The organism is Streptococcus sp. Marseille-Q6379 (assembly GCF_965119505.1).
This window is the reverse complement of record NZ_CBCPLV010000001.1, coordinates 1,115,457-1,139,522: the sequence shown is the minus strand read 5'-3', so window position 1 is coordinate 1,139,522 and position 24,066 is coordinate 1,115,457. Positions and strand designations below refer to the sequence as shown.

The 24,066-nt window shown below is 37.3% G+C and carries 28 protein-coding genes and 1 tRNA gene; 26 read left to right on the top strand and 3 right to left on the bottom strand.

Going from position 1 to position 24,066, the window contains the following annotated elements:
* Window positions 1-96: 96 nt before the first annotated feature.
* Together trxA and ACWPVZ_RS05675 are read left to right on the top strand one after the other, a co-directional pair.
* The gene (gene trxA, locus ACWPVZ_RS05680; protein WP_002884315.1) at window positions 97-411 is read left to right on the top strand and encodes a thioredoxin; all 315 of its coding nucleotides are present in this window, start codon (window positions 97-99) and stop codon (window positions 409-411) included.
* A gap of 65 nt (window positions 412-476) precedes the next feature.
* A complete protein-coding gene (locus tag ACWPVZ_RS05675) occupies window positions 477-908 on the top strand; it encodes a CoA-binding protein (RefSeq protein ID WP_414341164.1) in 432 nt (143 codons plus the stop codon).
* Window positions 909-1,105: 197 nt separating this feature from the next.
* Here ACWPVZ_RS05675 and ACWPVZ_RS05670 read toward each other — a convergent pair whose 3' ends face one another.
* Complete coding sequence (locus tag ACWPVZ_RS05670) at window positions 1,106-1,432, bottom strand: helix-turn-helix transcriptional regulator (protein ID WP_129852423.1); 327 nt, start codon at window positions 1,430-1,432, stop codon at window positions 1,106-1,108.
* 263 nt (window positions 1,433-1,695) lie between these two features.
* On the opposite strand from ACWPVZ_RS05670, the gene ACWPVZ_RS05665 reads away from it, so the two are divergent.
* From ACWPVZ_RS05665 to rsmA, 13 genes are all read left to right on the top strand, one after another.
* The gene (locus tag ACWPVZ_RS05665; RefSeq protein WP_129852422.1) at window positions 1,696-2,205 is read left to right on the top strand and encodes a hypothetical protein; all 510 of its coding nucleotides are present in this window, start codon (window positions 1,696-1,698) and stop codon (window positions 2,203-2,205) included.
* A 10-nt stretch (window positions 2,206-2,215) separates the two neighbouring features.
* Window positions 2,216-3,379, top strand: coding sequence for a hypothetical protein (locus ACWPVZ_RS05660; protein WP_454381299.1), 1,164 nt, complete (start codon window positions 2,216-2,218; stop codon window positions 3,377-3,379).
* Window positions 3,380-3,389: 10 nt separating this feature from the next.
* Entirely contained in the window at window positions 3,390-3,977 is a 588-nt protein-coding gene (locus ACWPVZ_RS05655; RefSeq protein ID WP_454381297.1) for a hypothetical protein, read from the top strand.
* Between the two features lie 21 nt (window positions 3,978-3,998).
* On the top strand, window positions 3,999-4,856 hold the full coding sequence (locus ACWPVZ_RS05650; RefSeq protein WP_129852419.1) for a hypothetical protein: 858 nt from the start codon (window positions 3,999-4,001) through the stop codon (window positions 4,854-4,856).
* A gap of 222 nt (window positions 4,857-5,078) precedes the next feature.
* On the top strand, window positions 5,079-5,513 hold the full coding sequence (locus ACWPVZ_RS05645) for a sigma factor-like helix-turn-helix DNA-binding protein (RefSeq protein WP_129852418.1): 435 nt from the start codon (window positions 5,079-5,081) through the stop codon (window positions 5,511-5,513).
* A 133-nt stretch (window positions 5,514-5,646) separates the two neighbouring features.
* Window positions 5,647-6,021 (top strand): hypothetical protein, encoded by a 375-nt coding sequence (locus ACWPVZ_RS05640; RefSeq protein ID WP_073688629.1) that lies wholly within the window; start codon window positions 5,647-5,649, stop codon window positions 6,019-6,021.
* Window positions 6,022-6,080: 59 nt separating this feature from the next.
* Complete coding sequence (locus tag ACWPVZ_RS05635; RefSeq protein WP_347088443.1) at window positions 6,081-6,650, top strand: hypothetical protein; 570 nt, start codon at window positions 6,081-6,083, stop codon at window positions 6,648-6,650.
* A 232-nt stretch (window positions 6,651-6,882) separates the two neighbouring features.
* Window positions 6,883-7,755, top strand: coding sequence for a rolling circle replication-associated protein (locus ACWPVZ_RS05630; RefSeq protein ID WP_347088445.1), 873 nt, complete (start codon window positions 6,883-6,885; stop codon window positions 7,753-7,755).
* A gap of 26 nt (window positions 7,756-7,781) precedes the next feature.
* Window positions 7,782-7,994 (top strand): DNA-binding protein, encoded by a 213-nt coding sequence (locus tag ACWPVZ_RS05625; protein ID WP_073688611.1) that lies wholly within the window; start codon window positions 7,782-7,784, stop codon window positions 7,992-7,994.
* Window positions 7,995-8,054: 60 nt separating this feature from the next.
* Window positions 8,055-9,194, top strand: coding sequence for a tyrosine-type recombinase/integrase (locus ACWPVZ_RS05620; protein WP_347088447.1), 1,140 nt, complete (start codon window positions 8,055-8,057; stop codon window positions 9,192-9,194).
* 141 nt (window positions 9,195-9,335) lie between these two features.
* On the top strand, window positions 9,336-10,112 hold the full coding sequence (locus ACWPVZ_RS05615; protein ID WP_454381292.1) for a TatD family hydrolase: 777 nt from the start codon (window positions 9,336-9,338) through the stop codon (window positions 10,110-10,112).
* Window positions 10,105-10,665 (top strand): ribonuclease M5, encoded by a 561-nt coding sequence (rnmV, locus tag ACWPVZ_RS05610; protein WP_414341166.1) that lies wholly within the window; start codon window positions 10,105-10,107, stop codon window positions 10,663-10,665. Before ACWPVZ_RS05615 ends, rnmV begins: the two co-directional genes overlap by 8 nt.
* Before the next feature lie 126 nt (window positions 10,666-10,791).
* Window positions 10,792-11,664, top strand: a complete 873-nt coding sequence (gene rsmA, locus ACWPVZ_RS05605; RefSeq protein ID WP_049546081.1) for a 16S rRNA (adenine(1518)-N(6)/adenine(1519)-N(6))-dimethyltransferase RsmA — start codon at window positions 10,792-10,794, stop codon at window positions 11,662-11,664.
* 39 nt (window positions 11,665-11,703) lie between these two features.
* On the opposite strand, the gene ACWPVZ_RS05600 is transcribed toward rsmA, so the two are convergent.
* A tRNA-Leu gene (locus ACWPVZ_RS05600) sits at window positions 11,704-11,786 on the bottom strand.
* 134 nt (window positions 11,787-11,920) lie between these two features.
* Here ACWPVZ_RS05600 and rsgA point away from each other — a divergent pair.
* The 10 genes from rsgA (at window position 11,921) to gap (ending at window position 21,823) form a co-directional block, all read left to right on the top strand.
* Window positions 11,921-12,793: a ribosome small subunit-dependent GTPase A gene (rsgA, locus tag ACWPVZ_RS05595; protein ID WP_107372382.1), complete on the top strand. Its 873-nt coding sequence runs from the start codon at window positions 11,921-11,923 to the stop codon at window positions 12,791-12,793.
* 7 nt (window positions 12,794-12,800) lie between these two features.
* The gene (gene rpe, locus ACWPVZ_RS05590) at window positions 12,801-13,460 is read left to right on the top strand and encodes a ribulose-phosphate 3-epimerase (RefSeq protein ID WP_002891923.1); all 660 of its coding nucleotides are present in this window, start codon (window positions 12,801-12,803) and stop codon (window positions 13,458-13,460) included.
* A complete protein-coding gene (locus tag ACWPVZ_RS05585; protein ID WP_201036119.1) occupies window positions 13,453-14,085 on the top strand; it encodes a thiamine diphosphokinase in 633 nt (210 codons plus the stop codon). Before rpe ends, ACWPVZ_RS05585 begins: the two co-directional genes overlap by 8 nt.
* 1 nt (window position 14,086) lies before the next feature.
* Complete coding sequence (gene rmuC / locus ACWPVZ_RS05580; protein ID WP_414341167.1) at window positions 14,087-15,361, top strand: DNA recombination protein RmuC; 1,275 nt, start codon at window positions 14,087-14,089, stop codon at window positions 15,359-15,361.
* Window positions 15,351-16,292, top strand: a complete 942-nt coding sequence (locus tag ACWPVZ_RS05575) for a 3'-5' exoribonuclease YhaM family protein (RefSeq protein WP_002891919.1) — start codon at window positions 15,351-15,353, stop codon at window positions 16,290-16,292. Before rmuC ends, ACWPVZ_RS05575 begins: the two co-directional genes overlap by 11 nt.
* A 93-nt stretch (window positions 16,293-16,385) precedes the next feature.
* Window positions 16,386-17,201 carry a pur operon repressor gene (purR, locus tag ACWPVZ_RS05570; protein ID WP_002891918.1) on the top strand — a complete coding sequence of 272 codons (816 nt, stop codon included), beginning with the start codon at window positions 16,386-16,388 and terminating at the stop codon, window positions 17,199-17,201.
* 227 nt (window positions 17,202-17,428) lie between these two features.
* Window positions 17,429-17,842: a 30S ribosomal protein S12 gene (gene rpsL / locus ACWPVZ_RS05565; RefSeq protein WP_002884809.1), complete on the top strand. Its 414-nt coding sequence runs from the start codon at window positions 17,429-17,431 to the stop codon at window positions 17,840-17,842.
* Between the two features lie 18 nt (window positions 17,843-17,860).
* Complete coding sequence (gene rpsG, locus ACWPVZ_RS05560; RefSeq protein WP_002884746.1) at window positions 17,861-18,331, top strand: 30S ribosomal protein S7; 471 nt, start codon at window positions 17,861-17,863, stop codon at window positions 18,329-18,331.
* 211 nt (window positions 18,332-18,542) lie between these two features.
* Entirely contained in the window at window positions 18,543-20,624 is a 2,082-nt protein-coding gene (gene fusA, locus ACWPVZ_RS05555) for an elongation factor G (RefSeq protein WP_002891917.1), read from the top strand.
* A gap of 188 nt (window positions 20,625-20,812) precedes the next feature.
* The gene (gap, locus tag ACWPVZ_RS05550) at window positions 20,813-21,823 is read left to right on the top strand and encodes a type I glyceraldehyde-3-phosphate dehydrogenase (RefSeq protein ID WP_002884461.1); all 1,011 of its coding nucleotides are present in this window, start codon (window positions 20,813-20,815) and stop codon (window positions 21,821-21,823) included.
* Window positions 21,824-21,934: 111 nt separating this feature from the next.
* On the opposite strand, the gene ACWPVZ_RS05545 is transcribed toward gap, so the two are convergent.
* Complete coding sequence (locus ACWPVZ_RS05545) at window positions 21,935-22,639, bottom strand: hypothetical protein (protein ID WP_454381284.1); 705 nt, start codon at window positions 22,637-22,639, stop codon at window positions 21,935-21,937.
* Window positions 22,640-22,780: 141 nt separating this feature from the next.
* Between ACWPVZ_RS05545 and ACWPVZ_RS05540 the strand changes: the two genes are divergently transcribed.
* Window positions 22,781-23,980 (top strand): phosphoglycerate kinase, encoded by a 1,200-nt coding sequence (locus ACWPVZ_RS05540; protein ID WP_151404775.1) that lies wholly within the window; start codon window positions 22,781-22,783, stop codon window positions 23,978-23,980.
* Window positions 23,981-24,066 lie beyond the last annotated feature (86 nt).

Below are 24,066 nucleotides of genomic sequence, written 5' to 3'. Positions count from 1 at the left end.
AGAATTTTTTATGTATGTGTCAAATTCTTGCAATAGCCTTTAGAATCATATAGAATAGGTCTACAAAAGTTTTATAATGTCTAGGAGGATGATTAAATGACACAAGTAGTAACAGATGCTACATTTGAACAAGAAACAGCTGAAGGCCTCGTTTTGATTGATTTTTGGGCAACTTGGTGTGGGCCTTGCTTGATGCAAGCACCAATTCTTGAGCAACTTTCTGAAGAGATTTCAGAAGATGAACTTAAGATTGTTAAAATTGATGTTGATGAGAACCCAGAAACAGCTCAGAAGTTTGGAATTATGTCTATTCCAACTTTACTCTTCAAAAAAGATGGTGAGGTTGTTAAGCAAGTAGCAGGTGTACATACAAAAGAACAAATTAAAGCTATCGTTGCCGAGCTTAGCTAACTAATCGTCACAGCCCCGTTTGGGGATTTTTACTTTTAGTTTATTCAAACGACGAGGAGAATCATATGTCTTATTCATTTCAAAATCCTAGTGATGAGGTTATAGAATCTTATTTAAAATCTGCAAAGACGATTGCAATTGTTGGTTTATCTCATCGCAAGGAGGCAGCATCTTATCAGGTTGCTCATTTTCTACAAGCTGCTGGTTATCGTATTATACCAGTAAATCCCAAACTAGAAGGTCAGGAGCTTCTAGGAGAGCATGTTTATACTCATCTTAAAGATATCCCATTTTCGATTGATATTGTTGATGTATTTAGACGAAGTGAGCTTTTACCAGATGTTGCCTATGATTTTCTTGAAACGGATGCAACAGTTTTTTGGAGTCAAATTGGTCTTGAGAATGAGGAGGCTGAGACTATTCTTCGTCAAGCGAATAGACAGGATATTGTAATGAATCGTTGTACAAAGAGAGAATATATGCGACTCTTTGTTTAATAAAATGAAAAGGTGAGTGAGCTATGCTCGCTCGTTTTTGTTATAATAGAGCTATGATTGAAATTTTTGATACCTATACTATTCAATAAAATCCCCTGTTCTAAAGGGATAGTAGAGAAGAAAAATAAAATTAACCATAAAACTAACCAAAGGGAAGTTAATGTAGCATGCAAAAGAGGAATCCAGATGGACTCCTCTTATTTTAATAGCTGTAAAATAGCTTTGATTTTATTCTCTTGTTCTGCTTTTGGGTAAGTTGCAAGACGGCTAATTAGCTCATTCATCATTTTGCTATTCTCTACCTTACTGAACTCAAAAAAGTCAAGATAGTCTACGTTTAGTGTATCTAAAATTTTAGAAAGTGTTTCAATTCGGACATTAAAACGTCCGTTTTCTAATTTATTGATGTATTTAGGGTCTAACCCAGCTGAGAGTGAAAGCTGTTCTTGTGTTAGATCACTCTGTACCCGTAATTCTTTAATTCGATTGATGATAAAATTGGTTAATTCTCTATTTGTTGACATTTATTGTTCCTTTTAATGATAGGTTATCATTAAATCTACGACAAATAAACGCATTCTAGAGAACGTATAGCACTAAAAAGAACTAATGTGATATAATAGTCTAAAAATGAAGGATCATGAGGATTATTATGTTAGTTTATTCTGCTTCAACAGCCAAAGCATATCGGCTTTCACACAAAACAGAGGTGATGACTTCTAATCAGAAAGAGCAATTTTGTCGGGAGTTTAAGATGTGGAAACCAATAAAATAGGGAGGTATAGGAATGGCATTTTCAGGACAAAAACAATTAGATGACACCTCTATTCAAGAAAGGGTGACCATATTATATGAGTACCTAGTTTTGGGTAGAAGTATGGATCAAATAGCATTAGACTATTATGGTGATAAAAACTGGATAATTTCCGCAGTATGTCAAGGGTATTCTGAGAAAGGAGGAAAGAATCGAGGTAAGGTAAAAGCTACCAAAGAGGATGTTTTCCGCTTTATTCAAGCTTATCCGTATGGTACAAGTGATATTGGACTTACATTAGGTGAATTTCTTCAAAACAGAAGTTTTTCGAATACAAGAAATTTTGGAAGTGAATACTATAAAACTTATTCTAGTAATGATTCTTTTTCACCACATAAAGAGAGTCTCATTGGGTTAGGTTGCAGTGTAGCTGTTTTAATTGTTTTAGCTATGACAGGTCTTATATTAAAGTGGTGGATTATCAGTTTGATTACAGTATTTGTTGCTATAGGGTGCTTTGCAGATTTAAATGATGGTTTATAGGAGAAGTGGTATGTCATTTGGTTTATTAAAAGATTTTTTGGAAACGACTGAGGAAGAACGTGTAGAAGTTCTCTATCGCTATCTGGTAAAAGGTGAAACAGGAAGTTATATTGCCGAGGATTTGTATCGCAATAAAAACTATGCTTGGAAGGTATCAGCTATTACTCAGGGCTATAATGAAACTGGAGGGAAAAATAGGGGTAAAGTTAATACTAATAAAGAAACAATTCTTGTATTTGTTAAATCCTACCCAAAAGGAACTTATGAAGCAGGTGTAACTTTACTAGAATTTCTAGATACACCCGTAAAGTCGATATTAAATAAGTCTTATAATAAAGATATGCTTAACTCGAGAAATTTATTTGTTTACTCGAAACATAATACGACTGCTGGTGTTGATGAAGCTCTGAAATATATCTATTCAAATGGGTTGGGGTTTCCTTCGGAATACAAGTATTCTTTGGTATTAGGAGGTGATATTGAAAAGAAGGTCTCAAAAAACGAATGGGAACGAAATTCAACACATGTTTATTTCGTAGCTGTATTTGAAGATTATCTTGTTTATATTCTGGGGGCTTTGGATAGGTCTAGTGTTGATTTGTTAATTCCTTTTAAGGAAATAAAGCAATTTAAGATAGTGGACAAAAGTTTTTTAGAAGTTGATGTTTTATATCATGGAAAAACCGACTTGGGCCACCATTATAGAGTTACTATGCAATTTAGTAATAAATACGAAGTTAAAGCACATCGAGAATTATTTGAAGCGCTCGTTGATCAATATAAGAAATGGAATTTAGAAGGTCGAACAAATTACAGTAGTCAATTGCCAATGATTAGAGAACAGCATGGTATAAATACAAACTTGTTTATTGGTGACATTCTATATAATTTTTTGCACGAAGGTCAAACTGTAAATTCAATTGCTGAATCTATTTTTGATGGACAACCGAAGGGATATGGAGTGAGAGCTATTGCTAAGTTGCTATTTTTTGACTTTAGGTTAAAATTGTCAGACCGTGGCAAATTATCTACATCTTCTTTTACAAAATCTGATTATCGAAACGTAGTAATTCATTTTAATAATGGTATTAGAGTAGATAAAGATGAAATGTCTAGTGCACAGCCGAGTCAAAATGGAATCTACGTAATAGAAAGATTTTTAACGGATAAATAATCTAAACTAAATGGAACTTTATGTTGAGAAGGGGACTCAAAAATTGAAAAATGAATTTGGTCGTGATTTACGGTTCCCAAAACAGTTTGGAGATTTTGCTGAAACTTTAGTTATGTATATATTAGGGTTGAAAAGTTGGTCGGTTGCTTTGATTGATCATGTTGGTGCAGATATTATTGCCATAAATAAAGATAGTCTACTAAGACGATTTGCAATATCTGTAAAAGGGAGAAATTTTCCAAGTAACGAAAGTAAATCATTTGATTTTGATAAAAATAATATCAATAAATTGTGTAGTACAGCCGAGATGCTGGGAATGGAAGCGGGTGTTGCGTTTGTTTTTGTTGATGAACAGGAAGAAGTTAAGAAGATTAGGATATTGCTTGCCAGACTTTCTGATTTGCAAATGATGGCTTCAAATAGCGAAGTTACTTTTGTCAATTACAATAGTAAAGGCAGCATACAAATTAAGTTCACGCAGTCAAATAGAACGAATCATCTTACGGCTATAAAAGAGAATAATCGAATTTTTTATTCTGAGCTTACATTCAATGATATAAATGTATTTTCTGAATCAGAAATTTCTTCTAGCAATTGATGAGGATAGAAAGGTGAGGGAATGGTTAGAGCGTTATTTGCATTTTTGGAAACTTTATGGAAAATGATTTTCTTTGTTTTGTTAGTAATAGGATTGATAGTTTTATTTTTTGTTTGGAAAGGACTAGATGCGCGTTCAAATGCTGGTAGGGAGGCTGCAAGGCATGAGACTACTATGAAGAAATTGGAAGTTAGTTCCGATAGAGAACCTGTTACTTATTTGGTAAAGGGAACTAAAGCTCTTCCAGATAATATGAAATATGATACCAGTAGATGGATGAATGAAATCTATCAATTTAATGAATATTATGGTATTGATGCGGAAGTACACTCACTGGAACCATATGTTGGTCAAAATGATGAAGTATATGTGTTTTCAGACAAGAAACGTGGTGTGGCCTACGTGTTGGATACCTCTGGCCATGTTTGGGGATATTTTAATAAAAACTTTGTAGAACCAACCTTGCATAGTGATGACTTTGATAAAGTATATGATGCAAATGAACTTTGGAAAGGGGTTATGCTGAAAGATGAAGCTAGAGCTGATACGAATTGGTATATCCCTAAAGAAGGTAAAATGCCGTTTGATAAGAAAGAAAGCTTTATGGGAATTGATAATAGGGTAATTCCATCCGTAAAATTAAAGGATTATGGGACACTTAATGTCACTTTTCCTGATTCAGGTAAAGAAGAAGTTCTAGCCATTTATACTTTTAGTGATTCTGTTTATCTCGTTAATAAAGAAGGGGTCATAGTGGGGCAGAGTGTTGAAATTGGAGATACTGATTGGGAAGACTGGGCGACTAGTCAAGGTAATAGTTATCGAATAGCCCCAAAAATAAATTTAAAGACAGTTGATATTATTCTCTATGAAAAATAAAAGTATATTTCTTGAGAAACAATAGCAATGAAAATATATTCCTCTGACTACAAGGGTTTATAATATAAATATACATAGCAGTTATACTTTTTTGTATGACTGCTATTTTTTTATTCCTCTGACTGTTTCCAAATTGAAATAGAAGATTCTGTTTTTATACCCAAAGGAATTAAACTTCCTCTTTGGGTAGTGTTGGTAAATCCAAAAGGGAGGTACCAACAAATGGTAGAAAAAAATGTAGTGGAAAAACGAAGAGATGTTCGTATTCAGAGGGCAAAAGAACTTGGTGATTGGGATGAAGTATTAAGACAACTTGACTTAATTGAAGAAAATTTGGAACGAAAGGATAGGAGTTACGGTCTATGTAGTTTAAATAGCGTAGATCCCTTTGGGACAGGTGAGCTACTTCAAACTATTACTGATAATCAAGACCCGTTAACGATTCTTATTCAAAAAGAAGAAAGTGAAAGACTTTATCAAGCTTTAGGAGAATTGAGTGATATTGAGAGAACTATTTTGTTAGAAAGAGTTTTCAATAAATACAGTTTTTCTAAATTAGCTAGAATGTACGGTACTAGCGATAAAACTGCTAAAAGGTATTACGAAAATGCTATAGATAAGATGGAGAAGATTTTTAAAGAACAGTATCATTTTTAAAATACTTTCTAAATTTTCTCCGAGATTCTCGATTTTTTCTCCTTATATATGAGGAGGTCAGTTTTATTGTCTAGCAAAAATATTAGTATGATTTGCTTTGCATTGGTTTGGTTTTTACCTAGAAAGTGGTTGTATGTCATTTAAAAAATTATCTCATTTTACTGAGTTTAACGCTCCGCTGTTTCTCTTACATAAAGAATTGCGCTTTGTTTCAGTTGCTAACTGGATAGAGCGGAGTGACACGGGGGCGAACGTAGAGAAAGGCGTTAAGGTAGGGTTACTTATCTACGAAGATAACAGCGACTACCCTGACGGCGCAACAAACTTAGGTGAAAAATTGGTGGTGAAAGTACCATTCGCTAGCATTGATGATTATTCATCATTTAAACCTATGGTAACTGTTTGTAAAGTTGTCGATGTTGAGAAGGCATCGGTCTATGGTGAATATCGTAACGAGCTATCAATCACTGCAAAAGTTATTGAAGTTGATGATATTGTAGAACTATAAAATATGCAAAGTTGTCAGATAAGCTACTTATCTGACAACTATTTTGGAGGAGGTTAGAAATGCCATCTATTATAGAGGAACTGCCTAAAAAAGCAGTCAAATCTGTTATTAAAAGTTTTAATTTTGCTAAGAGAAAACGGGATGCTTATCGTATTAAGCGGCTAGAACAGGAGAAAAAAAGGGAGAGGAATATTTTTCTTAACCAAACTAGGAATCGATTAGTGCTATTAGTGAAAGAACAAATTGAGTATGATCAGTTTGATTACACTCTACAGCCTATCTTAGAGGAACAAGAAGTTATTCAAAACGATGGAACAAGATCTGTCCAGATGGTTCATGTAGCAGATGATATAGTCCCGCTATGTAAAGTTGATTTTACTGGCGGAGATTTCCAAGCAGATTGTATTGTTTTTAGTTTCGATCTTTTTGGTGAGCTGGATTCAGAAACTATGCTAAAAATGAAAGAAAAGTGGGTCCACTATCTTCAGAAAAATGGTCAATATGCTTTACATGGTATAGCTGATGTGTATATGAAAAATGGTCTGCGTTATTTAGTATTTGTTATCTACGATAAATCTCTTGAAAGAAATATCAAGCGTAAGTTATTCCAATTAAAAAATGGGCAATAAAACAATTTTTTTATGCCGAGAAAACTCCTTGATAGCAAGCTGTGCGAGATTAGACTGGCTTAGGCGGTCGTGGAGCGAAGCGCAGTGTAGCGGAGCCGACCGACAAGACACAAAGAATCAGCACAGGTTACTTGCTGTCAAGGAGGAAATTGGAATAAAAGTAAAGAGTAAAAATTGTTTGGCGCCTTTAACTCGATAAGCGTCATACAACAGCACCGAAACTGGGGGGAATATGGCTCAAATCAATGCGGAAAAAATTGTCAAATCTTACATTTACGGTAATACAATTGAAATGACCACTGCGAATGGGCAACAGGAGCAGGTTATTAAAGTTATTGAGGGGAAACGCTATGTGAACTTGGAAACAGGTGAAATCCATAATATGGATACTTCCAGCAGTACACGGCTCGATAATTTGAAGTCTACCAAACAGACCATGAAAAAACTTCGTCGTCTAGTGGCTCACAACTTTACGGGAGGTACTAATCAGTTATGGATAACATTGACATATCGGGAACATGTGACAAATTCTCAAGAAGTCTACCACGATTTCAAGTCATTTATCCGTCGCATTAGAAAAAGCTACGGTCATGTTGAGTATATTGCGGTAATCGAACCGCAGGCAAGTGGAAGATGGCATCTACACGTATTAATGAAGAATGACACAACTTTATCGATCCCTAATGATATGTTGGCCAATATTTGGGGAAGAGGATTTACTAAGACCAAGCGCTTAAAGAGTGCGGATAAAGTTGGGAACTATTTGATAGCTTATTTATCAAATTTACAAATCGGAGATGAGAATTCTGATAATAAAGCAACAGTAAAAGGAGCCCGTTTGTATATGTACCCGAAAGGATTACGTATCTATCGGACAAGCAAGGGGATAAAACGCCCTATAGAATTGACAACTACGAAAGAAGAAATCATGAAAAACTTCCACATAAATAGTCCACCTAACTTCTCGCGAACAACTAAGCATGAAACTCCATACGGCATGAAAGAGTATACGACAGAGTTTTATGATAATGTAAAAAGCCTGTCAGATACTTTTAGTGGAGCAACTGGCAAGCTTAACAAACATCAAGAATTTAATTCTCAATAAGTTTGTTTAACATGAGGGCGATATTAATGGGTAATGAAATGTATAAAAGTAAGCAAAATTTGGCACAATTATTTGATGTTCCGCTAAAAACATTAAATAACGATCTAACGGAAATGCGGAAACTATCCCAATTTCAGAAATCCATATTAAAACCTTCTCATAAGAGGGTATATGTTAGTGTGGAAGGTTACCGTCAGTTCTTGCAATACAAGCAAGAGAAACGTGAGAAAGCTATGTAAGTGTGGTATAATAAGCTATGCTACATAGCTTTCTTTTGTTTTATTAGCAAAGGAGGCAATATGTTTTATAAAGAACTAAATAGTGGTAAAGTTCGTTACTATGAGAAATTCTATGATCAGAGAGAGGAGAAGTGGAAACAAGTCACTGTTACCTTAAACTCAAAGTCACGGGTCTCTCAAGCTGAAGCAAAAAGACAGCTTGCAATAAAGATTGATAAGGCTCTGTCCAGACCAACCAAGGAAGAGGAACGACGACTGAAATTGGCTAGCACAACCTTTAGTCAATTACTGGAAGAATGGAAACGAGTTCGTAAAAGTGAAATCAAACCAGCAAGCTTCAATAGTGAAATCAATTGTTTGACCTACTTTATGAATGATGTCGGAGATCTAAAGCTGTCAGAGTACACAACACAGATGATTCAAACCTATTTAATGAGTTTAAATATTGCAAACGTGACAAGAAAGAATAGGAAGATTTACCTGAACGCCATCTTCCGATATGCTGAACGTATCGGGTATATTGATAAATCTCCTGTGAGAAATGTGGTAATTCCCCGAGTTCGTGCTGATTATGAGAAGCTCAAAAAAGCACAAAATCATTTTATCAGTAAGGACGAGCTTGGGATGGTGATTTCTTATTGCCAAAACCATAACAAGGATATCCGCTACACGTTAGCAATGGAATTTATTTTCCTTACAGGGCTAAGATTTGCTGAATTTATTGGTGTACGGTATTGTGATGTAGATTTTGATAATCGTCTCTTAAAAATCGACCACACGATAGATTACGTAGCACATAAGTACGATGAAAGAGTGTTGCAAACAACAAAGACGATAGGTTCAGTCAGAACGATTATTTTGTCAGAACGGTGTCTTGAAATTATTGATTATTTTAAGCAGAACTGTCTAGATGAGGTCTTTATATTCGTGACAGAGCGAGGTCAAATCATGCGACAACCAAAACTCTATCAATTTATAAAGGATAGATGCGATACGGTGTTGGGCGAAGGCAGGGCATACAATATTCATATGCTTCGCCATTCTCATATCAGTCTGCTAGCCGAACTTGGAGTACCTATTAAGGCGATTATGGAACGAGTAGGGCATGTTGATGAATCTATCACATTAAAGGTGTATAGCCATGTGACTCAAACTATCCATGATGATGTGAGGGAAAAATTGAACTCAATTAATCTCTAGAAACTAACCATAGGACTAACCACATAGTAACCATAGCAGGGGTTTTTATTGGGAAAATAGAGGAATTATAAAAATCAGGAAATCCCACGGTTAAGCCAAATGAGATATTATTAGGAAGCAAGAGGAAATATAAAAAAGCAAGTGATGAAGATTTTTGATACGCATACCCATCTTAATGTGGATAATTTTGCAGGAAAAGAACAAGAAGAAATAGATTTTGCAGCTGAACTAGGTGTTGTTAAAATAAATATTGTTGGTTTTGATAAACCAACAATAAATAAATCTTTAGCACTATCAGAGAGATATGATCAATTATATAGTACGATTGGATGGCATCCTACGGAAGCGGGGTCCTATTCTCAGGAAATTGAGGATATGATTGTATCACAATTAGATAATCCGAAAGTAGTGGCACTTGGGGAAATCGGTTTGGATTATTATTGGATGGAGGATCCTAAAGAAACTCAGATTGATGTCTTTAAGCGTCAAATATTTTTGTCAAAGGAACACAATTTACCTTTTGTTGTCCATACACGTGATGCACTTGAGGATACTTACGCTGTTATTAAAGAAGTTGGTGTTGGTCCTCGTGGGGGGATTATGCACTCATACTCAGGATCCCTAGAAATGGCTCAAAAATTTGTTGATCTTGGAATGATGATTTCATTTTCAGGTGTTGTAACTTTTAAGAAGGCTTTGGATGTCCAAGAAGCTGCTCAGAAATTACCTTTAGATAAGATTCTGGTTGAAACGGATGCACCGTATTTGGCACCTGTTCCCAAACGTGGTCGTGAGAATCGTACAGGCTATACACGTTACGTAGTAGACAAGATTGCTGAGCTTCGTGGTTTAACGAGTGAAGAAGTGGCTAGGGCTACTTATGACAATGCGATGAGGATTTTTGGTCTGGATGAATAAAATAAAGATTCAAGAAGTCATCGTTGTAGAAGGTAAGGATGATACGGCAAATTTGAGACGTTTTTATGAGGTGGATACCTATGAGACTAGAGGATCCGCTATTAATGAGGATGACTTAGGGCGTATCGATAAGCTTAATGACTTACGCGGAGTGATTGTTTTTACTGATCCAGACTATAATGGTGAGCGTATCCGTAAAATCATTATGGAAGCTGTTCCGACAGCAAAGCATGCTTTTTTAAACCGTGAGGAAGCAACACCAAAATCTAAGACTAAAGGTCGTTCATTGGGTGTTGAGCATGCGAGTTTTGAGGATCTTCAAAAGGCCTTATCTGGAGTTTTAGGTAGTTACGATGATGATAATCAGTTTGATATTAGTAAATCAAATCTTATGAAGTTAGGGCTACTAATGGGAGCAGATAGTCGAAAGCGTCGAGAATATTTGGGCGAGGTGCTTCGTATTGGTTATTGCAATGGAAAGCAGCTTTTAAAGCGTTTGGAATTGTTTGGAATCACATTAGAGGAGCTAGAAGAGGCTATGTCAAATTACTAGATTACCAGTGATTTTAACATCAAATCGCTACTAAGTAGCTTATTATTGAGGTTGGGATAATTAAGGGTTTGGACCTGTTTTGTGTCCAAATATAAAAATCGTGAAAATAATAAGAAAAGAGAATAAATGAGAATTGCAGATTATAGCGTGACCAAGGCTGTCCTTGAACGCCATGGCTTTACCTTTAAGAAGTCTTTTGGACAGAACTTCTTAACAGATACAAATATTTTACAAAAAATTGTTGATACGGCAGAGATCGATAAAAATGTCAATGTAATCGAAATTGGACCTGGTATCGGAGCATTAACAGAATTCTTAGCTGAAAATGCTGCGGAAGTTATGGCTTTTGAAATTGATGATCGGTTGGTTCCAATTTTAGAGGATACATTACGTGATCATGAAAATGTTAACGTAATTAATGAAGATGTTCTCAAGGCGGATTTACAGACACGTGTCAAAGAGTTTAAAAATCCAGAACTACCAATTAAGGTAGTCGCCAATTTGCCATATTATATTACGACGCCAATCTTGATGCATTTGATTGAGAGTAAGATTCCTTTTGCAGAATTTGTTGTTATGATGCAAAAAGAGGTTGCTGACCGCATTTCTGCAGAGCCTAATAGCAAGGCTTATGGTTCTCTATCAATTGCTGTACAGTATTATATGACCGCTAAAGTGGCATTTGTTGTCCCTCGTACAGTCTTTGTACCAGCCCCGAATGTTGACTCAGCAATTTTGAAGATGACGCGCCGTGAACAACCGTTGGTTGAAGTTAAAGATGAGGATTTCCTTTTCCGAGTGGCTAAGGCTAGCTTTGTCCATCGTCGTAAGACATTGTGGAATAATTTAACAAATCATTTTGGTAAATCTGAAGAAGTGAAAACCAAACTTGAGCAGGCTTTGGAAATTGCTGATATAAAACCCTCTATTCGTGGAGAGGCTCTATCTATTTCTGATTTTGCACACTTATCAGATGCTTTGAGTGAAGCAGGTCTATAATTCAAAAATCCCACTGAAATTCAGTGGGATTTTTAGCTATGCGGAGAAAGGGATTTGAACCCTCACGCTTGAAAAAGCACATGCGCCTGAAGCATGCGTGTCTGCCATTCCACCACCTCCGCAGTGATAGGATTATTATACTGCAAATTACTAAAAATGCAAGGAGCTTAAGGAAATGGAAATGTGGTTTGTTTTGGATCAGAAAAGCGTGTTGTTTTGTGGTATAATAGGGCTATTAAACGATTGAGGAGTTCACTTGCAAGGAAGAATTATCAAAGCACTGGCAGGTTTCTATTATGTAGAGCATGATGGTGTTGTATACCAGACGCGTGCGCGAGGAAATTTTAGAAAAAAAGGACAAACACCTTACGTTGGGGATTTTGTCGAATTTTCAGCAGAGGAAAATTCAGAAGGTTATATCCTTAAAATTGGTCAACGAATCAATAGTTTAGTGCGCCCACCCATTGTCAATATAGATCAGGCTGTGGTCATTATGTCTGCTAAGGAACCGGATTTCAATAGTAATCTTCTGGACCGTTTTTTGGTTTTACTAGAGCATAAAAATATAAAACCTGTAATTTATATTTCTAAGATGGATTTGGTTGAAGATGATTCAGAAATGAAGGCCATTCAAAAACAGTATAAAAAAATTGGTTTTGATTTTGTCTTCAGTTTGGAAGAACTATTACCGCTCTTGACTAATAAAATAACAGTTTTTATGGGACAGACAGGTGTTGGAAAATCAACCTTGTTGAACCGTATTGCTCCGCAGTTACATTTAGAAACAGGTGAGATTTCAGACAGTTTAGGTCGTGGACGTCATACTACAAGGGCTGTAAGTCTTTATGATGTTCATGGAGGGAAGATTGCTGATACACCAGGATTCTCTTCTCTAGATTATGAAGTGGATAATGCCGAGGACTTGAGTGAAGCTTTTCCAGAAATCCGTCAAGCTAGTCATGGCTGTAAATTCCGTTCTTGTACTCATACCCATGAGCCTTCTTGTGCTGTTAAGGATGAGGTTGAAGATGGCCAAATATGGCAAGTCCGTTATGATAATTACCTTCAATTTTTAAGTGAAATTGAAAACCGTCGTGAAACATATAAAAAAACTGTAAAAAGAAAGTAGGTCTCTCATGTCTTATAAAATTGCTCCGTCTATCCTAGCTGCTGACTATGCTAATTTTGCTTCAGAACTAGTTCGTATTGATGCATCAGGTGCGGAATATGTTCACATTGATATTATGGATGGTCAATTTGTCCCTAATATCAGTTGGGGAGCAGATGTGGTCGCTAGCATGCGTAAACATAGCAAGTTGGTTTTTGATTGCCACCTTATGGTTGTTGATCCTGAACGTTATGTGGATGCCTATGCACAAGCTGGTGCAGATATCATGACTATTCATGTTGAAGCCACTAAACATATCCATGGTGCCCTCCAGAAAATCAAAGCTGCTGGTATGAAAGCAGGTGTTGTGATTAATCCTGGAACCCCAGTCGAGGCACTTATTCCTGTACTTGATTTAGTGGATCAAGTACTTATTATGACTGTAAATCCAGGTTTTGGTGGTCAGGCGTTCATTCCAGAAATGATGTCTAAAGTAGAGCGTGTTGTGGAGCTTCGCGAAAAAGGTGGCTATTCATTCGATATTGAAGTTGATGGTGGTGTAGATAACAACACCATTGCAGCATGTGCCAAGGCGGGGGCTAATGTTTTTGTAGCGGGCTCTTACCTCTTCAAAAATCCTGATTTGACAGCCCAAGTTCAAACGCTTCGTGATGCTATCGATGCCTAAAATAGCTTTATTTGTCGGTGGTGAGCTAGAGTGGTTCACTACCGATTTTGATTATTTTGTTGGGGTGGATCGCGCGTGCTTACGTTTGTTGGAGTTAGGTTTGCCTCTTGATTTGGCTGTCGGAGACTTTGATTCAGTATCACGGTCAGAGTTAGAGATGATTCAATCAGCTGCCAAAGATTGTAGGCTTGCTCCAGCTGAAAAGGATGACACGGATACAGAGTTAGCCCTAAAAATTATATTTCAATTATATCCTGAGGCAGAAGTAACTATTTTCGGTGCTTTTGGTGGCAGAATTGATCATATGTTATCAAATCTATTTTTGGTCAGCGATCCTGATTTAGTTCCTTTTATGAGGAATATCTGTTTGCGAGATAAGCAAAATAAGATTACTTATTATTCAGAAGGAAGTCATAAAGTTTTACCAGAACCCGGAATGACATATGTTTCTTTTTTACATGAAGGTGATGGAGAACTGACGATTTTGGGAGCAAAATACGAATTAACTAGTATGAATTATTTCCAAAAGAAAATCTATTCTAGCAATGAGTTCGTTGATGGTCCAATTCAAGTGCTTGTGCCAAATGGATATGTGATTGTCATCCAGACTAAAGATAGGAGTTAGTATGATCTATCTACTTACACTTTTAACTTTATTAAGTTTTGGGATTCTTATTGTTCTTTTCTTGAGAAATATGGAGTTAAAAGAACAGATTAATAAGGGTTTGGAAGAAAATGCAGATAATCTTTCAGATCAAATTTCGTTTCAATTGGAAAGTTTTGCTAAGACAAACCAACTGGAAACGACAAAGCAATTGAACCAATTGCAGATGGAACTATATCAACAGTTGACAGATATCCGAGAAGTTTTACATCAAAAATTGTCTGATAATCGAGACCGTTCTGACCAACGTCTTGAGCAAATAAACCAAAGCTTAACCAAAGCTGTTAAAGATATGCAGGATTCCAATGAGAAACGTTTGGAACAAATGCGTCAGACAGTTGAAGAGAAACTTGAGCAAACCCTACAAACACGTTTACAAGCCTCTTTTGAGACAGTTTCAAGACAGTTAGAGTCAGTTAACCAGAGCTTGGGGGAAATGAAAAATGTAGCCAAGGATGTTGGAAGTCTTAACAAGGTCCTTTCAAATACAAAAACACGAGGTATTCTGGGAGAGCTTCAATTAGGACAAATTATTGAAGACATATTGACTGTTAACCAGTACGAACGAGAATTTTCAACGGTATCAGGTTCAAGTGAACGAGTTGAATATGCAATCAAAATGCCAGGAAACCATAAAGACGAATATATCTATCTTCCCATTGATTCTAAGTTTCCTTTGGAAGATTACTATCGTCTGGAAGATGCTTATGAGTCTGGTAATAAAGAGGAAATTGAGAATCACCGTAAGTCTCTTTTGACTAGTATTAAGCGATTTGCCAAGGATATTAACAAGAAGTATCTTAACCCACCTGAAACCACAAATTTTGGTATATTATTTTTACCGACGGAAGGACTTTATGCTGAGGTAGTACGCCAAGCAGCTTTCTTTGACTCCCTTCGTCGCGAGGAGAATATTGTTATCGCAGGGCCGTCAACTTTATCAGCACTCTTGAATTCATTGTCCGTAGGATTTAGAACTTTGAATATTCAAAAGAATGCAGATGATATTAGTAAGGTTTTAGGCAATGTCAAACTAGAATTTAGCAAGTTTGGAGACATGTTAGCTAAAGCTCAGAGACAATTGAATACAGCAAGTAAAACAGTCGATAGTCTTCTCAACACAAGGAGTAGGGCAATTGTTAGAGCTCTTGATACAATTGAAACCTATCAAGACAGTGCAACACAAAGTTTGTTAGATTTACCACGATTAGAAAACGAGGACAAGCATGAAGATTAATCAAATGAAAAAAGACGAGTATTTTGAAGGTTTTTATCTGATTAAGCGTGCAGAGGTACGTAAGACAAGAGCAGGAAAGGATTATATTGCCTTTACTTTTCAGGATGATACTGGAGAGATTTCAGGAAACCTGTGGGATGCTCAGCCTTATAATGTCGAAGAATTTACCGCAGGTAAAGTAGTGCATATGGAGGGGCGTCGAGAAGTTTATAATAATACTCCTCAGGTAAACCAAATAACCTTACGCTTGCCTACATTTGGTGAGCCAAATGATCCAGCTGATTTCAAAGAGAAACCACCAGTAAATCCTTCTGAAGTACGCGAATACCTAGAGCAAATGATTTTCAAGATTGAGGAAGCAACTTGGCAGCGTGTTGTTCGTGCTCTTTATCGAAAGTATAATAAAGAGTTTTTCACTTTTCCGGCTGCTAAAACAAATCACCATGCTTTTGAAAGTGGACTAGCCTATCATACGGCTACTATGGTTCGCCTAGCGGACAGCATTGGAGATATTTATCCAGAGCTCAATAAGAGTCTACTTTTTGCAGGGATTATGCTTCATGATTTAGCTAAGGTTATTGAACTTACTGGTCCTGAAAACACTGAGTATACGGTTCGTGGGAACTTAATTGGTCATATTGCCTTGATTGATGAAGAAATTACCAAGGTCCTTGTGGAACTTAATATTGACGATACGCGTGAGGATGTCGTTGTTTTGCGTCATGTTATTCTCAGCCACCACGGACAACTGGAGTATGGTAGCCCAGTTCGCCCGCGTATTATGGAAGCAGAAATTATTCATATGATTGATAATCTTGATGCCAGTATGATGATGATGACGACAGCTCTTAACCTAGTAGGACCAGGAGAAATGACAAATCGTCTCTTTGCTATGGATAATCGTTCCTTCTACAAGCCAAAATTTGATTAAAATCGAAATTAAGCGAGCATTTTATATGAAAATGTTCGTTTTTTGCTGTATTATGGTATAATAGTTAAAAAGTACAGAAAATATAGGTAACATATGAAATTAAAACGAAGTGAACGCATGGTAGTGATTTCAAACTACCTAATTAATAATCCCTATCAATTGACAAGTCTCAATACTTTTGCAGAGCGATATGAAGCTGCTAAGTCTTCAATCTCAGAAGATGTTGCTATCATTAAAAAAGCTTTTGAGGAAAGTCAAATAGGAGAAATCGAAACAGTAACTGGTGCATCTGGCGGTGTTATGTTTACACCAACGATTTCTGATGAAGATGCAAGAAGTCTGGTTGAAGATCTTTGTAAACGTCTTTCAGAGAGTGATCGTATCTTACCAGGTGGTTATCTCTACCTATCTGATTTATTGAGTACACCATCTATTTTGAAAAATGTTGGTCGTATCATTGCTAGTGCCTTTAAGGGACAAAAAATTGATGCCGTTATGACTGTAGCAACTAAAGGAGTTCCTTTAGCAAATGCAGTAGCAGATGTCTTGAACATTCCGTTTGTTATTGTTCGCCGTGACTTAAAAATTACAGAAGGTTCAACTGTATCGGTAAACTACGTTAGTGGTTCAAGTGACCGTATTGAAAAGATGTTCCTTTCAAAACGTAGTTTGAAACCCAATAGCCGCGTTCTTATTGTTGACGATTTTCTTAAAGGTGGTGGTACCATTACGGGTATGATTAGCTTGCTTTCAGAATTTGATAGTGAGTTAGTAGGTGTAGCTGTATTCGCAGAAAATGCCAAAGGCGATCGTGATATCCATGAATATAAATCATTACTTACGGTTTCTGACATTGATGTAAAAGCACAGAAGGTAGAAGTTGAAGTCGGTAATATTTTTGACAAGTAATTAATCTACGATATTATTCCTAATTTGATGATTAGGAATTTTTCTTTTTAACAAGAAACTGTTGACAATAACCATCGAAAAATGATATTATACTAGACGGTACTTTTTACTTTTGGTCTCTCAAAAGTGTACAGAGACGTGCTGACATAAGTTGCAAAAGTACACACAGATATGGGCTGTCACCAAGTGCCATATCAACCAAAAATAAAAAACACAGGAGAATGTAGATGCCTACAATTAACCAATTGGTTCGTAAACCACGTCAATCAAAAGTTGTTAAATCTAAATCGCCAGCTTTGAACGTTGGTTACAACAGCCACAAAAAAGTTCAAACTAACGTATCTTCACCACAAAAACGTGGTGTTGCAACACGTGTTGGAACAATGACACCTAAGAAACCTAACTCAGCCCTTCGTAAATTCGCTCGTGTACGTTTGAGCAACCTTATCGAAGTTACTGCTTACATCCCAGGTATCGGACACAACCTCCAAGAACACAGCGTTGTTCTTATCCGTGGTGGACGTGTAAAAGACCTTCCAGGGGTACGTTACCACATCGTCCGTGGTGCACTTGATACTGCAGGTGTAGCTGATCGTAAACAAAGCCGTTCTAAATACGGTGCTAAACGTCCTAAAGGATAAGAAGGGAGATAAGATAAAATGAGTCGTAAAAATAGAGCGCCTAAACGCGAAGTATTGGCAGATCCATTGTACAATTCAAAAATCGTTACACGTCTTATCAACCGTGTAATGCTAGACGGTAAACGTGGTACTGCTGCAACAATCGTATACGATGCTTTCGAGCAAATTAAAGAAGCAACTGGAAACGATGCTCTTGAAGTATTTGAAACAGCTATGGACAACATCATGCCTGTACTTGAAGTACGTGCACGTCGTGTCGGTGGTTCAAACTACCAAGTCCCAGTTGAAGTTCGTCCAGAACGTCGTACAACTCTTGGTCTTCGTTGGTTGGTTAACGCATCACGTGCGCGTGGTGAACACACTATGAAAGATCGTCTTGCAAAAGAAATCATGGATGCTGCAAACAACACTGGTGCATCAGTTAAGAAACGTGAAGATACTCACAAAATGGCTGAAGCAAACCGTGCCTTTGCACACTTCCGCTGGTAATCATAAGATTCAAGCTGAATTACAGTCATATATTCATAAGCTAAGATTATGGATTTGTAATGGGCTGACTCTGAATTCAAATAATATCATTCCTATCATTTGAAAACCAGTTAAATATTAGTGAAAAACGGGTAGGTCCTGCCTATCCGTTTTTTGACAATAATGTTATAATAAATAAGTAAACTAAAATATTTATAGGAGAATAAACCTAATGGCACGCGAATTTTCACTTGCAAAAACTCGTAATATCGGTATCATGGCCCACGTCGATGCCGGTAAAACAACTACAACAGAGCGTATCCTTTACTACACTGGTAAAATCCACAAAATCGGTGAAACTCACGAAGGTGCATCACAAATGGACTGGATGGAGCAAGAACAAGAACGTGGTATCACAATCACATCTGCCGCTACAACAGCACAATGGGATGGTCACCGCGTTAACATCATCGATACACCAGGACACGTGGACTTCACAATCGAAGTACAACGTTCACTCCGTGTATTGGATGGTGCCGTAACCGTTCTTGACTCACAATCAGGTGTAGAACCTCAAACTGAAACAGTTTGGCGTCAAGCAACTGAGTATGGTGTTCCACGTATCGTATTTGCCAACAAAATGGATAAAATCGGTGCAGACTTCCTTTACTCAGTAAGCACACTTCACGATCGTCTTCAAGCAAACGCACACCCAATCCAATTGCCAATCGGTGCTGAAGATGATTTCCGTGGTATCATTGACTTGATTAAAATGAAAGCTGAAATCTATACTAATGACCTTGGTACAGATATTCTTGAAGAAGATATTCCAGCTGATTACGTTGATCAAGCAAACGAATACCGTGAAAAATTGATCGAAGCAGTTGCTGAAACTGACGAAGATTTGATGATGAAATACCTTGAAGGTGAAGAAATCACTAACGAGGAATTGAAAGCAGCTATCCGTCGTGCAACAATCAATGTTGAATTCTTCCCAGTTCTTTGTGGTTCTGCCTTCAAGAACAAAGGTGTTCAATTGATGCTTGATGCGGTTATCGATTACCTTCCAAGCCCACTTGATATCCCTGCAATCAAAGGTATCAACCCAGATACAGACGAAGAAGAAACTCGTCCAGCATCTGATGATGAGCCATTTGCAGCTCTTGCCTTCAAGATCATGACTGACCCATTTGTAGGTCGTTTGACATTTATCCGTGTTTACTCAGGTATCCTTCAATCAGGTTCATACGTAATGAACACATCTAAAGGTAAACGTGAACGTATCGGACGTATCCTTCAAATGCACGCTAACAGCCGTCAAGAAATTGAACAAGTATACGCCGGTGATATCGCTGCTGCTATCGGTTTGAAAGATACTACAACTGGTGACTCATTGACTGATGAAAAAGCTAAAGTTATTCTTGAGTCAATCGAAGTTCCAGAACCAGTTATCCAATTGATGGTTGAGCCTAAGACTAAAGCTGACCAAGATAAGATGGGTATCGGTCTTCAAAAACTTGCTGAAGAAGATCCAACATTCCGTGTTGAAACTAACCCTGAAACTGGTGAAACAGTTATCTCTGGTATGGGTGAACTTCACCTTGATGTCCTTGTTGACCGTTTGAAACGTGAACACAAAGTTGAAGCAAACGTAGGTGCTCCACAAGTATCATACCGTGAAACATTCCGTGCAGCTACACAAGCACGTGGATTCTTCAAACGTCAATCTGGTGGTAAAGGTCAGTTTGGTGATGTTTGGATTGAATTTACTCCAAATGAAGAAGGTAAAGGTTTCGAATTCGAAAATGCTATCGTCGGTGGTGTGGTTCCACGTGAATTCATCCCTGCAGTAGAAAAAGGATTGGAAGAATCTATGGCTAACGGTGTCCTTGCTGGATACCCAATGGTTGATATCAAAGCTAAACTTTACGATGGTTCATACCACGATGTCGACTCATCTGAAACTGCCTTCAAGATTGCTGCGTCTCTTGCACTTAAAGAAGCTGCTAAGACTGCACAACCAACTATCCTTGAACCAATGATGCTTGTAACAATCACTGTTCCTGAAGAAAACCTTGGTGATGTTATGGGTCACGTTACAGCTCGTCGTGGACGTGTTGATGGTATGGAAGCACATGGTAACAGCCAAATTGTTCGTGCATATGTTCCACTTGCTGAAATGTTCGGTTATGCAACAACACTTCGTTCTGCAACACAAGGACGTGGTACATTCATGATGGTATTTGACCACTATGAAGATGTTCCTAAATCAGTTCAAGAAGAAATCATCAAGAAAAATTCTGGTGAAGCTTAATTAGAACTTATAAAGTTAAGGTACTTATGAAAGTAAGTGCCTTTTTCTATTTGCAATTTTTTGAAAAAAATTATATAATATGACTGTTGAAAGGTTGAGTTGAAAGCGCTCAAGTTAATCTTTTCACAATAGGGAGAGCTTGCTCTCAAAATTATATTTATTTGATTTTCATAAGGAGGAAATCACTAATGGTAGTTAAAGTTGGTATTAACGGTTTCGGTCGTATCGGTCGTCTTGCTTTCCGTCGTATCCAAAACGTAGAAGGTGTTGAAGTTACACGCATCAATGACCTTACAGATCCAGTTATGCTTGCACACTTGTTGAAATACGACACAACTCAAGGTCGTTTCGACGGTACTGTTGAAGTTAAAGATGGTGGATTTGAAGTTAACGGTAAATTCGTTAAAGTTTCTGCTGAACGTGACCCAGAACAAATTGACTGGGCTAACGACGGTGTAGAAATCGTTCTTGAAGCAACTGGTTTCTTTGCTAAGAAAGATGCTGCTGAAAAACACTTGCACGAAGGTGGAGCTAAGAAAGTTGTTATCACTGCTCCTGGTGGAAACGATGTTAAAACAATCGTATTTAACACTAACCACGACATCCTTGACGGTACTGAAACAGTTATCTCAGGTGCTTCATGTACTACAAACTGCTTGGCTCCAATGGCTAAAGCATTGCAAGATAACTTCGGTGTTAAACAAGGTTTGATGACTACTATCCACGCTTACACTGGTGACCAAATGATCCTTGACGGACCACACCGTGGTGGTGACCTTCGTCGTGCACGTGCTGGTGCTGCAAACATCGTTCCTAACTCAACTGGTGCTGCTAAAGCTATCGGTTTGGTTATCCCAGAATTGAACGGTAAACTTGACGGAGCTGCACAACGTGTTCCAGTTCCAACTGGATCAGTTACTGAATTGGTAGCAGTTCTTGAAAAAGACGTTACTGTTGATGAAGTGAACGCGGCTATGAAAGCAGCTTCAAACGAATCATTCGGTTACACTGAAGATCCAATCGTATCTTCAGATATCGTAGGTATTTCTTACGGTTCATTGTTTGATGCAACTCAAACTAAAGTACAAACTGTTGATGGTAAACAATTGGTTAAAGTTGTTTCTTGGTACGACAACGAAATGTCATACACTTCACAACTTGTACGTACTCTTGAATACTTCGCGAAAATCGCTAAATAATTCAATTGTATAAAAAGAAGAGCTTCGGCTCTTTTTTTATTTCTCAAAATAATAAAACAGCCGTATAAATTGGCTGTTATAATCTCAGTAGTATTGTGATTTATGAATAAGCTAGAAGGCATTCCAAATAAGTAGAAAGAGCATGACACAACCCCAGGAGTTTTTATTGTGTTTTTGAATGGCTAGCATACCATAAATTAGTATAAAAACGGTAAGTGCTTCAAATAAGGTATAGATATCAACACCAATGATTCCATGGATAAGAAGGCAAAAAATCGAACAAGTTATTGCTCCACTATCTAACCAAGAGTAAGAAGATGGAAAACGTATGCGTATCTTTTCAGCGATGACTACATAGTTAAATCCTTCCCAGAATCCCCAAATAAGACAGATGAATAGGTATGCTAGGATATTACTAGGAAATGATTGTATCATTACTTCTTTTGTTAATTGTATTGATTGAAGAGGTAGATAGGAATGAATCTGGTGAGTAACTACTTTCAATATGATAAGTGGTAAGGCTATAAGAAGAGATTGAAAAAGGGTAGGAACTAGATTTTTTGTGATTAATCTAAAGTATCTGAAAGATTCTTTACGATAAAGCATAACAGTGCTGGTTCCCAAGCCTGCAATGGCAAATTGACAACTGGCTAATAAGATTAATCGAAGCCATAGTGGTACTGAGGTTTGGTTAGTGTAGGAAAAAAGAGTTGGTTTAAAAGTAAGAAAAAGGAGAAGATGGACAAGGGTAAGAATGAGGATTACATTTAGATCATAGTCAGCTTGTTGCTGCCTATTGTTTAGTTGTTTTTTCATAGCTTTTCTACCTTTCTATTTCGATTATATGCTAAATGTTTTATACTGGCAATAAGCCAGAAATCCTTCTGATTTTGCTATCTCTTTTATGCATTTTGTGATATAATGAAAACGTATTAAAAAATTAAGGAGTCTGATCAAATGGCTAAATTGACTGTTAAAGATGTTGACTTGAAAGGGAAAAAAGTTCTCGTTCGTGTTGACTTCAACGTACCTGTAAAAGATGGCGTGATCACTAACGATAACCGTATCACTGCTGCTCTTCCAACTATCAAGTACATTCTTGAACAAGGCGGACGTGCAATCCTCTTCTCTCACCTTGGACGTGTAAAAGAAGAAGCTGATAAGGAAGGAAAATCACTTGCTCCTGTAGCCGCTGACTTGGCTGCGAAATTGGGTCAAGACGTTAAATTTATCCCAGGCGTTACACGTGGTGCAGAATTGGAAGCAGCTGTTAACGCTCTTGAAGATGGACAAGTTCTCTTGGTTGAAAACACTCGTTTTGAAGATGTTGATGGCAAGAAAGAATCTAAAAACGATTCTGAACTTGGTAAATACTGGGCATCACTTGGAGATGGTATCTTCGTAAACGATGCATTCGGTACAGCTCACCGTGCACACGCATCTAACGTTGGTATCTCAGCAAATGTTGACAAAGCTGTTGCTGGTTTCCTTCTTGAAAATGAAATTGCTTACATCAAAGAAGCAGTTGAAACTCCAGAACGTCCATTCGTAGCTATCCTTGGTGGTTCTAAAGTATCTGATAAGATTGGTGTTATCGAAAACCTTCTTGCAAAAGCTGATAAAGTTCTTATCGGTGGTGGTATGACTTACACGTTCTACAAAGCACAAGGTATCGAAATCGGTAACTCACTTGTAGAAGAAGATAAACTTGATGTTGCTAAAGCTCTTCTTGAAAAATCAAATGGTAAATTGATCTTGCCAGTTGACTCAAAAGAAGCTAATGCATTTGCTGACTACACTGAAGTGAAAGACACTGAAGGTGAAGCAGTAGACCCAGGTTTCCTTGGTTTGGATATCGGTCCTAAATCAATTGCTGAATTCGATAAAGCCTTGACTGGTGCGAAAACAGTTGTATGGAACGGACCTATGGGTGTATTTGAAAACCCTGACTTCCAAGCTGGTACAATCGGTGTGATGGACGCTATCGTGAAACAACCAGGCGTTAAATCAATCATCGGTGGTGGTGATTCAGCTGCCGCAGCTATCAACCTTGGTCGTGCAGATAAATTCTCATGGATCTCTACTGGTGGTGGTGCTTCTATGGAACTTCTTGAAGGTAAAGAACTTCCAGGATTGGCTGCACTTACTGATAAATAAGTCTATTAGAATGATAAGAGTTGGGAAACCAACTCTTTTTTGTGTCATCTCATTGAGTGTTTGATAGAGGCTAAAACTATTATTGG